At 56.8% G+C, this 13,413-nt stretch carries 14 protein-coding genes; 9 read left to right on the top strand and 5 right to left on the bottom strand.

Features of this window, described 5'->3' with window-relative positions; genetic code table 11:
• Nucleotides 1–37: 37 nt before the first annotated feature.
• Nucleotides 38–580, bottom strand: a complete 543-nt coding sequence (gene ruvX, locus Q8O73_RS08155; protein ID WP_305557340.1) for a Holliday junction resolvase RuvX — start codon at nt 578–580, stop codon at nt 38–40.
• 257 nt (nt 581–837) lie between these two features.
• Between ruvX and gatC the strand changes: the two genes are divergently transcribed.
• From gatC to gatB, 3 genes are read left to right on the top strand one after another with little or no spacing between them, the layout of a single operon-like run.
• Nucleotides 838–1,128, top strand: a complete 291-nt coding sequence (gatC, locus tag Q8O73_RS08150) for an Asp-tRNA(Asn)/Glu-tRNA(Gln) amidotransferase subunit GatC (protein ID WP_305557336.1) — start codon at nt 838–840, stop codon at nt 1,126–1,128.
• Nucleotides 1,128–2,606 carry an Asp-tRNA(Asn)/Glu-tRNA(Gln) amidotransferase subunit GatA gene (gatA, locus tag Q8O73_RS08145; RefSeq protein ID WP_305557333.1) on the top strand — a complete coding sequence of 493 codons (1,479 nt, stop codon included), beginning with the start codon at nt 1,128–1,130 and terminating at the stop codon, nt 2,604–2,606. Before gatC ends, gatA begins: the two co-directional genes overlap by 1 nt.
• A gap of 2 nt (nt 2,607–2,608) precedes the next feature.
• Nucleotides 2,609–4,063, top strand: coding sequence for an Asp-tRNA(Asn)/Glu-tRNA(Gln) amidotransferase subunit GatB (gene gatB / locus Q8O73_RS08140; protein ID WP_305557331.1), 1,455 nt, complete (start codon nt 2,609–2,611; stop codon nt 4,061–4,063).
• A 72-nt stretch (nt 4,064–4,135) separates the two neighbouring features.
• Here the strand turns inward: gatB and Q8O73_RS08135 are convergent, their stop codons facing one another.
• Entirely contained in the window at nt 4,136–4,894 is a 759-nt protein-coding gene (locus Q8O73_RS08135; protein WP_305557329.1) for a helix-turn-helix domain-containing protein, read from the bottom strand.
• 135 nt (nt 4,895–5,029) lie between these two features.
• On the opposite strand from Q8O73_RS08135, the gene Q8O73_RS08130 reads away from it, so the two are divergent.
• Nucleotides 5,030–6,235, top strand: a complete 1,206-nt coding sequence (locus Q8O73_RS08130; RefSeq protein WP_305557327.1) for an MFS transporter — start codon at nt 5,030–5,032, stop codon at nt 6,233–6,235.
• A gap of 67 nt (nt 6,236–6,302) precedes the next feature.
• Here Q8O73_RS08130 and Q8O73_RS08125 read toward each other — a convergent pair whose 3' ends face one another.
• On the bottom strand, nt 6,303–6,503 hold the full coding sequence (locus Q8O73_RS08125; RefSeq protein ID WP_305557324.1) for a heavy-metal-associated domain-containing protein: 201 nt from the start codon (nt 6,501–6,503) through the stop codon (nt 6,303–6,305).
• Between the two features lie 67 nt (nt 6,504–6,570).
• Nucleotides 6,571–7,263, bottom strand: coding sequence for a type 1 glutamine amidotransferase domain-containing protein (locus Q8O73_RS08120; RefSeq protein ID WP_305557321.1), 693 nt, complete (start codon nt 7,261–7,263; stop codon nt 6,571–6,573).
• Between the two features lie 117 nt (nt 7,264–7,380).
• On the opposite strand from Q8O73_RS08120, the gene Q8O73_RS08115 reads away from it, so the two are divergent.
• Nucleotides 7,381–8,007, top strand: coding sequence for a thymidine kinase (locus tag Q8O73_RS08115; protein ID WP_305557318.1), 627 nt, complete (start codon nt 7,381–7,383; stop codon nt 8,005–8,007).
• Between the two features lie 17 nt (nt 8,008–8,024).
• Here Q8O73_RS08115 and Q8O73_RS08110 read toward each other — a convergent pair whose 3' ends face one another.
• On the bottom strand, nt 8,025–8,648 hold the full coding sequence (locus Q8O73_RS08110; RefSeq protein WP_305557316.1) for a LysE/ArgO family amino acid transporter: 624 nt from the start codon (nt 8,646–8,648) through the stop codon (nt 8,025–8,027).
• A gap of 106 nt (nt 8,649–8,754) precedes the next feature.
• Here Q8O73_RS08110 and Q8O73_RS08105 point away from each other — a divergent pair, with 106 nt between their 5' ends.
• The 4 genes from Q8O73_RS08105 to Q8O73_RS08090 all read left to right on the top strand — a co-directional run bounded on the left by Q8O73_RS08105 (nt 8,755) and on the right by Q8O73_RS08090 (nt 13,285).
• Nucleotides 8,755–9,675 carry a LysR family transcriptional regulator ArgP gene (locus Q8O73_RS08105; protein WP_305557313.1) on the top strand — a complete coding sequence of 307 codons (921 nt, stop codon included), beginning with the start codon at nt 8,755–8,757 and terminating at the stop codon, nt 9,673–9,675.
• A 72-nt stretch (nt 9,676–9,747) separates the two neighbouring features.
• Nucleotides 9,748–11,001: a paraquat-inducible protein A gene (locus Q8O73_RS08100; RefSeq protein WP_305557311.1), complete on the top strand. Its 1,254-nt coding sequence runs from the start codon at nt 9,748–9,750 to the stop codon at nt 10,999–11,001.
• A complete protein-coding gene (locus tag Q8O73_RS08095; RefSeq protein ID WP_305557308.1) occupies nt 10,998–12,686 on the top strand; it encodes an intermembrane transport protein PqiB in 1,689 nt (562 codons plus the stop codon). Before Q8O73_RS08100 ends, Q8O73_RS08095 begins: the two co-directional genes overlap by 4 nt.
• Nucleotides 12,683–13,285: a membrane integrity-associated transporter subunit PqiC gene (locus Q8O73_RS08090; RefSeq protein WP_305557305.1), complete on the top strand. Its 603-nt coding sequence runs from the start codon at nt 12,683–12,685 to the stop codon at nt 13,283–13,285. The genes Q8O73_RS08095 and Q8O73_RS08090 overlap by 4 nt, the downstream gene beginning before the upstream one ends.
• Nucleotides 13,286–13,413: the final 128 nt, after the last annotated feature.

Raw genomic sequence — 13,413 nt, 5'->3', positions numbered from 1 at the left:
TGTGACACCGGCGTTGTTTTGAGACATCAGGCAGGAATTATTCTTCTTCGCGGTCGTCTTCGTCGTCGTCGCGATCCAGATCCTCGTCATCATCGTCTTCAAGACCGGGATCGGTATGACGGTTCATATTGTCCAGCGCCCCTTGCAGGATATAGGCGGCGGCGGTTTTATCGACGACTTCGGCGCGGCGTTTGCGGGTCATGTCAACCTCGCCAATCAGGATGCGTTCAACCGCACTGGTTGACAGGCGTTCGTCCCACATCAGAACCGGCAGACTGACATGTTTCGACATTTCATCGACAAAGGCATAAACCCGGTGGCAGGACGTGCCAATCGAGCCATCCATTTCACGCGGAAAACCGATGATGATGCCCGCGACATTCTGTTTGTCGATGATCTTGCCAATTTCATGGATATCGCGGCTGAATTTGGTGCGCTTGATCAGCGAATAGGGGCTTGCGATCTGAAGCCCGACATCGGACAAGGCAATACCGATGGTTTTGGTGCCAAGGTCCAGCCCCAAAATCCGTGATGCTGGCGGCAAGAGCCGCAGCAATTCCTGAGTGTCATTACAAATCATGCCGACCTTATAGTTTCAGCCCCGCCAAAACACCAGCGGAAAGCGCAGGGATTATGATGGCGTTTGTGCAGGGCTGACATTCGCCTGTTATTCGCGATCACGGCACAAAGTTCGCCTGTGCAGGATCGCCTGTTGTTCTGCTTGCCGTTACCCTTGCCGTCCGGGGCGCGGGGTGCTAGGTTCCGCGCTGTAATTCCAGTGCTGGCGGATGCCTGTTCGCCGGTTGTTTTGTCATTCCTTAAGAGAGACTTTCATCCATGTCGTCTTTGGATAAGGAAACGGTTCGTAAAATCGCCTTTTTGTCGCGCATCGAAGTGGCAGAAGACGCATTGGGCGAACTGGCGGGTGATTTGACCCGTATCCTTGATTTTATCGAGGAACTGCAAGAAGTTGACGTCGAGGGTGCCGCCCCTCTGACCTCGGTCGCCGATCTGACCTTGCCGTTGCGCAAGGACGAAGTAACCGATGGCAATATTCAGCAAAAAGTGCTGGCCAATGCGCCGCTGACCGATGCTGGCTGTTTTGTTGTGCCCAAGGTGGTTGAATAATGACTGATCTGACAAATCTGACGCTTGCGGCGGCCCGTGACGGGCTGGCGAAGGGCGATTATACGTCGGTCGAACTGACCGAGGCCCATATTGCGGCGATGGCATCGCAGCGCGACCTGAATGCCTTTATCACCGAAACCCCGGAAAAAGCCATCGAGATGGCCCGTGCATCGGACGCCAAACGCGCCAAGGGCGATGTGGGCAAGATGGAAGGCCTGCCGATTGCGGTCAAGGACCTGTTTTGTACCGAAGGGGTGCAAACCACGGCGGCCTCGCACATTCTGGAAGGATTTATCCCGCAATATGAATCAACCGTGACGGCCAATCTGTTTGGCAATGGCGCGGTGATGCTGGGCAAATCCAATCTTGATGAATTTGCCATGGGATCGGCCAATGTGACGTCCTATTTCGGCAATGTGATCAATCCGTGGAAAGCCGCCGACGGCAAAAATCTGGTGCCGGGCGGGTCGTCTGGCGGGTCGGCGGCGGCAGTGGCCGGGCGCATGGCGCTGGCGGCAACCGGGACCGATACCGGCGGATCAATCCGTCAGCCTGCGGCATTTTGTGGCATTGTCGGGTTGAAGCCGACCTATGGGCGCTGTTCGCGATGGGGCGTTGTCGCCTTTGCCAGTTCGCTGGATCAGGCCGGGCCGATGACCCGTTCGGTGCGCGATGCGGCGATCATGCTGGGCGCGATGGCCGGGCACGACCCGAAAGACAGCACATCCGCCCCGATGGCGGTGCCCGATTTCGAGGCCGCCCTGACCGGTGACATTCGCGGCATGAAGATCGGCATTCCCAAGGAATACCGCGTTGACGGCATGCCCGACGAAATCGCCAGATTGTGGGATGACGGCGTTGCGATGTTGCGCGATGCCGGGGCCAGTGTGGTCGATATTTCGTTGCCGCACACCAAATATGCGCTGCCGACCTATTATATTGTTGCCCCGGCCGAGGCATCGTCAAACCTTGCGCGGTATGACGGGGTGCGGTTTGGCCTGCGCGAAGTGGCCGAGGGCGACAGCCTGGACGATCTGTATATGAAAACCCGTGCGGCGGGTTTTGGCAAGGAAGTCCAGCGCCGCATCATGATCGGCACCTATGTTCTGTCGGCCGGATATTATGATGCCTATTACAACAAGGCCCTGAAAGTCCGTCGTCGCATTTACGAGGATTTCGCCAATGCCTTTGGCACGGTGGATGCCGTTCTGACGCCAACCGCGCCGTCGGCGGCCTTTGCGATTGGTGAAAATCAGGATGACCCGGTCAAGATGTATCTGAATGACGTCTTTACCGTTCCGGCCAGCCTTGCCGGTCTGCCGGGTATGTCGCTTCCGACCGGGTTGTCGGCATCGGGATTGCCGCTGGGCCTGCAACTGATTGGCAAGCCGTTTGACGAAGAAACCGTTTTGCGGGTGGGGGGCGTTCTGGAAAGTGCGGCCGGCTTTACCGCGAAACCGGCCGGGCTGGAGGGCTGATCATGACCTATATTATCGAAGGCGCTACCGGTCCGTGGGAAATCGTTGTCGGTCTGGAAGTTCACTGTCAGGTGATTTCCAAATCCAAGCTGTTTTCCGGGGCTTCGACCACGTTCGGCAACGACGCCAACAGCAATGTCAGCCTTGTGGACGCCGCCATGCCCGGCATGTTGCCGGTGATCAATGCGGAATGCGTGCGTCAGGCGGTCAAGACCGGTCTGGGCCTTAAGGCCAAGATCAATCTTGAAAGCGTGTTTTCGCGCAAAAATTATTTCTATGCCGATCTGCCGCAGGGCTATCAGATTTCGCAGTTTGACAAACCGATTGTCGGCGAGGGCACCATCATCCTTGATATGCCCGATGGTTCGACCAAGGCGGTAGGCATTGAACGCCTGCATCTGGAACAGGATGCCGGGAAATCGATGCATGATCAGGACCCGAAATATTCGCATATCGACCTGAACCGTTCGGGCGTTGCCCTGATGGAAATCGTGTCCAAGCCCGATATCAGAACGCCCGAAGAAGCCGGGGCCTATCTGACCAAGTTGCGGGCCATTGTGCGGTATCTTGGCACCTGTGACGGCAATATGAATGAAGGGTCAATGCGGTGTGATGCCAATGTGTCGGTCCGTCGTCCGGGGGCGGAATTTGGCACGCGCTGCGAGATCAAAAACGTCAATTCGATCCGGTTCGTCATGCAGGCGATTGAAATCGAAGCCAAACGTCAGGTTGAACTGATCGAAGGCGGCGGCGAGGTGGTGCAGCAGACCCGTCTTTATGATCCGCGTGCCGGGGAAACCCGCGCCATGCGGTCCAAGGAAATGGCGCATGATTATCGCTATTTCCCCGATCCCGATTTGCTGCCGCTGGTGTTTGACCAGGCGTTTGTATCGGAAATCGAAAAGACCCTGCCGGAATTGCCGGACGAGAAAAAGGCCCGGTTCATGCGCGAAAATGGCCTGTCGGCCTATGATGCGGGTGTGCTGGTCGCCGATCAGGAAAAATCGGAATATTACGAAGTTGTCGCCAAGGGCCGGGATGGCAAGCTGGCGGCGAACTGGGTGATTACCAACCTGTTTGGCGCGTTGAACAAGGCCGGGGTTGATGTGGCCGAAAGCCCGGTTTCCGCCGAAAACCTTGGCAAATTGCTGGATTTGATCCTCAATGACACCATTTCCGGGCGGATTGCCAAGGATGTCTTTGAAATCATGATCGAAACCGGGGATGACCCGGACAAGATCGTGGCGGAAAAGGGCCTGACGCAGATTACCGATACCGGGGCCATTGAAACCGCGATTGACGAAGTCATTGCGGCCAACCCGGACAAGGTGCAGGAAATCCGCGATGGCAAGGATCGCATGTTGGGCTGGTTTGTTGGTCAGGTGATGAAATCCACGGGCGGCAAGGCCAACCCGGGCATGGTCAACCAGATGCTCCGCGACAAAATCCTCGGCTGATTTCAATCATCAGACGATGCGTAAAAGCCGCCCGTTTCGATCTGAAACGGGCGGCTTTTTCATTGTCGGGTCTTAAACATCATTGGTCCGGTAATCGCGCGGCGACGCGCCAAGGATGCGTTTGAACATATTGCTAAACGCCGCAGGATTGTCATAGCCAAGGTCCATTGCAATCGTGGTCACGGCTTCACCGGCGGCCAGTCTTGGCAGGGCGGTAAGGATGCAGGCCTGTTGACGCCATTCGACAAAGCTTGATCCTGTTTCCTTGCGAAACTGCCGGGTAAAGCTGCGGCGGCTCATGCCCAGATGATGGCACCAGTCATCGATGCTTTCATGCGGAGTCGGGGAGGCCAGAAACGCCCGACATTTTTCCCGTAATCCCGCCTGTTCCGGCAACGGAAGCGACAGCGGCAGAACCGGCAACCGTTTGATTTCATGTTCAATCAGCGCCATCAATGCACCATCACGACCCGCCATGTCATATTCCGGCGGGACGGCAACCGCTTCGATCAGCAAATGACGCATCAGCGATGAAATGCCGACCACCTTGCATTGGTTTTCTGTATCCCCAAGCCGGTCCGGTCGCAGATAAAGCGACCGCATTTTGACATCGCCAAACAGACGGACCTCGTGAATCACCCCGGCCGGGATCAGCATGCCGCGCTGGGGCGGCATCATCCATGCGCCTTGCGGGGTTGATGCCATCAAAACCCCGGTCATGCCATACAGCAACTGATCGCGATCATGGCGGTGGGCGGCAATCACGTGACCATCGGGATAATCGGTCCCCAATGCGATGACCGGTCTTGGAACTTCGCAAAATGATGACATCGATGTCTGCCTTACGTGATTGGCCCAGTCTCGTAACAAATTGACCCTAACGCGGTGGTGGGCCGTTTTGCAATTTTTATAATGACGATCAACGCGCCAAGGTCTGCGTTCAATGTCATTTCAACGAGGTCCCCGATGAACGAAGCCGTTCTTAACCGTCCGCAAGTGGCCCGAACTGTTTTGCCGGTTCTGGGCGCGGCCAGTTTCTGTCATTTGCTGAACGATATGATCCAGTCGCTATTTGTCGCGGCTTATCCGGTATTCAGGGGCGGCTTTGACCTATCCTTTGCGCAGCTTGGCCTGTTGACGCTGACCTATCAGGTGACGGCGTCGTTGCTACAACCCTTTATCGGTCATTTCACGGACCGTCGGCCGCAACCTTATTCGTTGCCGTTCGGTATGGGGATGTCGATGGCAGGGCTTCTGGTGCTGTCCTCGGCAACCAGTTTTGCGATGCTGCTTATGGGCAGTGCGATGCTGGGCGTAGGATCGTCGATCTTTCACCCGGAATCCTCGCGTCTGGCGCGGCTGGCATCGGGCGGGGCGCATGGCTTTGCGCAGTCGCTGTTTCAGGTGGGCGGCAATGTCGGTTCGGCCATCGGGCCGTTGCTGGTGGTGGCGGTGGTTTTGCCGCACGGGCAGGGCAGTCTGGCATGGTTTGCCTTTGCCGCATTGGCCGGGGTTGTGATCCTGACCCTGCTAGGGCGCTGGTATAAACGCAACGGCCATGCCGTGCGACGCCCGCGTGTGGTTCATCTGGCGGCAAATCTTCCGGCCCGGCGGCAGGTGCTTGGCGGCCTGATGGTTCTGTTCTGCCTGATGCTGTCGAAATGGTTCTATCTTGCCAGTTTCACCAGCTATTACGTGTTTTACCTCATGGAAAAATTCCCGCTGTCCGAGGGGGACGCCCAGATTTATCTGTTCGTTTTTCTGGCCTCGGTCGCGGCTGGCACCCTGATTGGTGGATCGGTGGGCGACCGGATTGGCCGCAAAAAGGTGATCTGGGGATCGATCCTTGGGGCGTTGCCCTTTGCGCTGATCCTGCCTTATGTCGGGTTGGGGGCGACCGTGATGCTGTCGATTGCCATCGGTCTAATCCTGTCATCGGCATTTTCGGCGATTGTTGTCTATGCGCAGGAACTTGTGCCAGGGCGTATTGGCATGATTTCCGGGCTGTTCTTCGGTCTTGCCTTCGGGCTTGGCGGGATTGGTGCGGCCATTCTTGGCGTCATGGCCGATCATTTCGGGCTGGGGCTGGTCTATCAGCTTTGTGCATGGTTACCGGCCATCGGCTTCCTTGCGATTTTCCTGCCCGATATCGAACACGGCGATAAAGCCTGATTGTGCTGGATACTGAAACGAAGAAGGCCGCCCACCGGGCGGCCTTTGGTATGGATATGGTGATGGATCAGGCCAGTTCGCGGGCCGGAAAACCGGCATCGTCAATCGCGGCAATCAGGGCGGCGATATCGGCATTGCCGGTTATGGTGACTTCGCCTTTGGCAAGATCGACATCGGCCTTTTCAACGCCGGTGACGTTTTCAACGGCTTTGGTCACGGCCTGTACGCAGTGGCCGCAGCTCATTTTTTCGACTTTCAGATGCAACATATATCGGGTCCTTGATCGTTGGTGTGTCGGTGATAAAGGCATGTTGCACCTTACAGCCACGGGAAGGTCAAGCGGCTTTTTGCGCCCGCAGAATTTTCAGGACTTCATCGGCGGTGGCCTCGCTGGATGCCGGGTTCTGGCCGGTGATCAGATGGCCGTCAACCACGGCAAATGCCGCCCAGTTGTCGCCTTTGTGATACAGCCCGCCCTGCTTTTTAAAGGTATCTTCAATCGACAGCGGCACCACGGCGTCAAGACCAACCACCTTTTCCTCGTCATTGCTAAAGCCCGTCACTTTTTTACCCGCGACCAGTGGTTTGCCATCAACGTCCCGGGCATTGACCAGTGCCGCCGGGCCGTGGCAGACGGCAGCGACCGGTTTGTTCTGGGCCGTGAAATGTTCGATCAGGGCGATGGACCGGGAATCGGTCACCAGATCCCATAACGGGCCGTGACCGCCGGGGAAAAACAGCGCATCGAAATCATCGGCCAAAAGTCCGTTCAGGGTGACGGTATTGGCGAATGATTCTTGCGCCGCATCATCTGCCTCGAAGCGTTCGGTGGCGTCGGTCAGAGCGTCTTTGGCCTGACTGTTGGGATCCAGCGGCGGTTTGCCACCCTTGGGCGAGGCCAGCGTGATTTGTGCCCCGGCATCAAGAAACCGGTAATAGGGCGCGGCGAATTCTTCCAGCCAGAGGCCGGTTTTATGGCCGGTATCGCCCATCTGATCGTGGGATGTCATAATCATCAGAATGCGCATGGAAATTCTCCTGTTGGATGGGGATATGATCCCACAGGTAATCCATGCGCCGTATATGGCAAGGGTGATGATGGCCTGATCCTGGCTTGATCTTGATCCCGGCATGGGGTAATCGCCATGATCGCAACGGGTGCCGGGCGGCTGGGGGATGGAATGGCCAAACTGTTTTTCTATTATTCGTCGATGAATGCGGGCAAATCGACGACATTGCTGCAATCGAGCTTTAATTATCAGGAACGCGGCATGCGGACCCTGCTAATGACGGCGGCATTTGACGACCGGTTCGGCACGGGCAAAATTGCCTCGCGCATCGGGCTGGAGGCCCCGGCCCTGCTGTTTGAGGGCACAAGCAATCTGTTTGAGGTGATCCGGGCCGAAACCGGAAAGGAGGGCGGCAGGATTGATTGTGTTCTGGTCGATGAAAGCCAGTTTCTGACCAAGGAACAGGTCTGGCAATTGTCCGATGTGGCCGACCGGCTGGGCGTGCCGGTTTTGTGTTATGGCATCCGCACCGATTTTCAGGGGCAGCTTTTTGAAGGGTCAAAATGGCTGTTGGCGTGGGCGGACAAGCTGAACGAACTGAAAACCATCTGCCATTGCGGCAGCAAGGCCGGGATGGTGATCCGGGTCGATGAAAATGGCGACCCGGTGCGCGAGGGCGCGCAGGTCGAAATCGGCGGCAATGACCGTTATGTGCCGGTCTGCCGCAAACATTTCAAGGAAGCGATGGGGGAGGGCGATTAACAACGCCCGCCCGTTTCCTATGCGTTCCATCGGGCGATTTCCGGCGCAATCAGCCCCCATGCGACCAGCCACATCACCGCACAGGTGAGGCCATCGACGATCTTCCAGGTGATCGGGCGGGCGACATGGGGGGCCAGCCATGAGGCGCCCAGTGCGATGGCGAAAAACCAGATGAAACTGGCGGTCATCGCGCCCAGCGCAAATAACAGGCGTTGTTCGGCGGGGTATTGCCCGCCAATGCCGCCCAGCATCACCACCGTATCAAGATAAACATGCGGGTTCAGCAAGGTGACGGCCAGTGTTGCCGACAGGACCGTGCGCCATCCGGCGATGGCCGGGGTTTGCGCCGACAGGCTTTCATCGGCAAAGACCCGGCGCAGCGCGCCAAAACCATACCAGATCAAAAATGCCGCCCCGCCCCATGCCGCAATTTGCGTCAGGACCGGCCATGAGGCAATCAATGTGCCCAGCCCGGCCACCCCGGCGGCAATCAGCAAGGCATCGCACAGGGCGCAGACAAAGGCGACCATCACCGGATATTGCCGCCGCAGACCTTGGCCCAGCACAAAGGCGTTCTGCGCGCCAATGGCGATGATCAGGCCGCCACCAATGCCCATGCCGGTAAGATATGTTGCGATCATTCTGATTGTCCTGTGATGCGGTGTGTTGAGTGCTTTGTCATAACCCTTGCTGAAAATAAGAAAATCGAATTATCCTGATGCTTCATTAGCAAAAATGATGAAGGTCATGCTGGATTACAAATTGCTGGAAGCCTGTGCCGGGGTGATCCGGCATGGCAGTTTTGAAAAGGCGGCGCGCGATCTGGGCCTGACGCAATCGGCGATGTCGCAGCGTGTCAAATTGCTGGAAGATCGGCTGGGACAGCCGGTGATCATCCGGTCCAAACCGATTGCGGCCACCGCCGCCGGGCAGCGTTTGTTGCAGCATTATCAGCGTGTGCGCCTGCTGGAGCAGGAATTGCAGGATAATCTGCCGGAACTGAAAGGCGGCGGGGCGGCGTTTGGCAATATCGCGCTGGCGGTCAATGCCGACAGTCTGGCGACATGGTTTGTCGATGTTCCCAAACGGTTGTTTGAGGAATTGAATTTGCTGGTTGATCTGACGGTGCAGGATGAAACCCTGACCGTTGACGAGGTACAGTCCGGCACGGTTCTGGCGGCAATCAGCACGCGGGCGGAGCCGATACAGGGATGCAAGGTGATGGCGCTGGGGATGATGCGCTATATCATGGTGGTGTCGCCCGGTTTTGCGCAGCGTTTCTTTGCCGATGGGGTGACGCCCGATGCCCTGCGGGCCTGCCCGGCAGTGCATTTTTCCCGTCATGACGAATTGCAAAACCAGTTTTTCAAACAGTTCTTTGGCCTTGAACCCGGCGAATTTCCCGCCCATACGGTGCCCAGTTCACAGGGGTTTGTGACCGTGGCCGAACAGGGCATTGCCTATGCCGTGGTCGAGGAACATCAGGCGCAGGACGCGCTGGCACAGGGAAGGTTGATCCGGCCTTGTCCGCATGTCATCGAACGGCCATTATTCTGGCATCACTGGAATATGGATAGCGTGTTGTTACGGCGGGTCAATGACATTGTCCGGGACGAGGCGCGGCGGTTTTTGCCCCAAATTTCCGGGGGGATTTCAGGGCGGATTTGACAGGCCGGGGTTTCTGCTTCTTACTTTGATCCGGATATGTGCGATCCGGGATGCGGCCATCAGGGAATTTTCATGCCACGGCGTCTTGTTGCCTGTCATCATTGCGATTATTTGCATACCGAGGACGATATTCCGGCGGGTAATGTCGCGGTTTGCGTGCGCTGTGGCGCGCCATTGTATCAGGCGCAAAATAACAGCATCGAACGGTCTTTGGCCTTTGCCGTTACTGCCCTTGTGCTGTTTGTCATCGCCAACAGTTTTCCGATTCTCGGTTTTTCGATGGAAGGGCGCAGCGAAAGCAATACCCTGATGTCGGGTGTTGTCACGTTCTGGCAGGAAGGCTATCCGTTTCTGGCCTTTATGGTCGGGCTGACCTCGATGGCGGCCCCTTTATTGCTGATCGGGGCGTATCTTTATGTGCTGACGCCGTTGCGGTTCGGGTTTGAATGGCCCGGCGTGCATCATGTGTGGCGGGTTCTGGCAATTATCCGGCCCTGGTCGATGCTTGATGTGTTTTTGATCGGGCTTCTGGTCGCATTGACCAAGCTGAGTGATTTTGCCGATGTGGTGGCCGGTCCGGCCTTTTATGCGGTGTGTTTGCTGATTCCGGCGTCGCTTTTGATGAGTACGCAGCTTGACCCCAGGGTGATCTGGCGCAAACTGGCCCCTGTCGGGTTGCATCATCCCACCATTGATGATCTTGCCGCCGATTCAACATGGGTGACCTGCCATAATTGTGCGTTTGTCGTGATCGGCAATGGCGAAACCGAAGGCGTTTCATGCCCGCGGTGCGGCAGCAGATTGCATCACCGCAAACCGCGCAGCCTGTCGCGCGCCTGGGCATTGTTGCTGGCGGCGATGGTGTTTTACATTCCGGCAAATGTTTTTCCGATCATGACAGTCACCTTGCTGGGACGGGCCGAAGCCGATACGATTTTAACGGGTGTCGGATCGTTGATCGCGGCGGGCGAATGGCCGATTGCCATTGTGGTTTTTGTCGCCAGCATCGTGGTGCCGGTGTTCAAGATTGCGGTTCTGGCTTGGGTTTATCTGGCGACCGGGTTCGGGCAGACACGCGCCTTGCGCGACCGCACGACGATTTACCGGGTGACTGAACTGATCGGGCGCTGGTCGATGATTGATGTGTTTATGGTGTCTATTCTGGCGGCATTGGTCAAACTGGGTAATATTGCCACTGTGGAGCCGGGTTTTGGGGCTGTTGCCTTTTGCGCCGTGGTGATTTTGACCATGCTGTCGGCGATGGCCTTTGACCCCCGCCTGATCTGGGATCGTGCCGGAATGTTGCAACAACAAGGGACTGCATGATGACCCGAACGCCGATAACCCCGCCATCAAGGCAACCCGAAAGCCCCGAGGTCAAAAAGGGGCTGCACAATATCTCGCTGGTGTGGATTGTGCCGGTGGTGGCGGTATTGATTGGTGGCTGGCTGATCTGGCGCGAAGTGGCGGCGAAAGGCCCCGATATCACGGTAACATTCCTGTCGGCCGAGGGGCTGACGGCGGGCAAGACCCCGGTGAAATACCGCGATGTGACGATCGGGACGGTCAAGGATATCAAGCTGAACGAATATTTTACCGAGGTTGAACTGACCTTGCAGATGTCGCCGGAGATTGAGCCTTATCTGACCGATGCCGCCAAATTCTGGGTCGTGCGGCCCCGTGTGTCGGCGCAGGGGGTGACGGGGCTTGAAACCATTGTATCGGGTTTTTACATTGAAATGATCCCCGATAAAAACGGGAATGAAGCGCGCCATTTCAAGGGGTTTGACGAACCGCAATTCATTGAGGGCAGCGGCGAGGGCACGCGCTTTATCCTGACCAGCCGTGAGGCCGGATCCATTGCGCAAGGCACACCGGTTCTGTTGCGCGGGGTTGCGGTGGGCGAGGTACTGGGCACCGAACTGGATGATACGGCCCAAAATGTGTCGGTGCCGGTGTTCGTGCGCGCCCCTTATGACGCCCTGATCAAAAGCAGCACGCGGTTCTGGGATTCAAGTGGCATCAGCCTTGATCTGAATGCCGAAGGATTTTCGGTCCGGGCGCAATCGATCCGATCCGTCATTGCCGGGGGGGTGAATTTCTATACGCCGGACGGGGATATGGAATCCGAAGCCGCACCGGTCAATACGGTTTTTCCGCTGTATGGCAGCCGCAAGGAAGCCGAAACATTGGCCTATGGCATCAGCCAGCAATATATCCTGTATTTCGACAGTTCGGTGCGTGGCCTGTCTGTTGGTGCGCCGGTGGAATTTCGCGGTATTCGTGTGGGCGAAGTTGAAAGTGTCGATCTGGAATATGTGAGTGAAACCAACAGCTTCCGGGTGCCTGTTGTCATCAATATGCAGCCTGAACGGGTTGTCATGGTGGGGGCAGAAAATCTGGGGGCGGGTGATTATGCCGATATTGCGGCGCAACTGGTGCGTCAGGGGATGCGCGCACGCCTGAAAACCGGCAGTTTCATCACCGGGCAGCTTTATGTTGATCTGGATGTTTATGCGATGGCGCCTGCGCGTTATCTGGGCGATGGATCATCGGAACTGACCGAATTGCCGACTTTGCAACAGAAATCCGAGGAAATCAGCCAGTCGCTGTCTTCGTTACTGGAAAAAATCGAAACCTTCCCGATTGAGGAAATCGGCATTCGGTTGCTGGGCACCGTTGAGGGGATGGAAAATATCGTCACATCGCCCGCGATTGAACAGGGCATGAACAGCATCAGCGAGGCCGCCGCCGGGATTAATCAACTGGTGACGAATCTGGATACCAGTGTCGTGCCTGCGACCCGCGATGCGTTGAATGCCGCAGAAATGGCGCTGGGCGGGGTGCGCGATATGACCGCCCCCAATTCGCCGGTCCGTTATAATTTTGAAGAGGCGTTAAAGGAATTGTCGGCGGCGGCACGGTCGCTGCGTACACTGGCCGATTATCTTGAACAAAATCCCAATGCGCTGATCCTTGGCAAATCGGGCAATCAGGAGACCACCCCATGATGTCGCGTCCTTTTGCTCAAAAATCCCTGTTGGCCGGGGTGATGGCGACGATGCTGTTTCTGGCGGGCTGTGCGTCTTCGGACAATCCGACGCGCTATTTCATGCTGTCACCGGTTACTCCGTCCATGGCGGATGCAAACCGTTCCGGTGCCGTTCTGGGAGTGGGGCCGGTGACATTGCCCAGCCATCTGGACCGGTCGCAACTGGTGATTCGCAGCAGTGAAAACCGCCTTGTGTTTTTGGAAAATGACCGCTGGGCGGAACCACTGGCCGAAAATGTCCGCCGTGTTCTGGGCGAAAATCTGGATGCGCGGATCAAACCTGCCCGGATCGAGGTGTTTCCGTGGAACAGCCGCGACGATGTAATGTGGCAGATCGCGGTTGATATTGTGTCGTTTGAAAAACGCGGGGACGGGCAGGTCTATCTTGAGGCCCGCTGGAAAGTTGTTGATTTTGTCCGGGGCGATATTGTGCTGTCTGACCGGTTTGAGGCAAGCGATATGGCGTCCGATATCGGCAGTGAAGCAACTATTCGCGCCATGAGCAGTCTTTTGGGGGCGCTGGCCGACGAGATCGCAGCGGCATTCCGGCAGAGCTGACATCCCGGCGGGCTGGTTGAAGTGGCAACCGAAGATTGAAGGGAAATCAACCGAAATTGTTTCCGGTTTTGAATTTGGGGCTATTGTTTTCGGCCCGCAGATACCCTAATAAAGAAGAATAAGAATAA

Source organism: Thalassospira sp., from assembly GCF_030690045.1.
Classification (GTDB): Bacteria; Pseudomonadota; Alphaproteobacteria; order Rhodospirillales; family Thalassospiraceae; genus Thalassospira.
The sequence above is the reverse complement of the archived record's forward strand: the minus strand, read 5'-3'. Positions and strand labels throughout refer to the sequence as shown.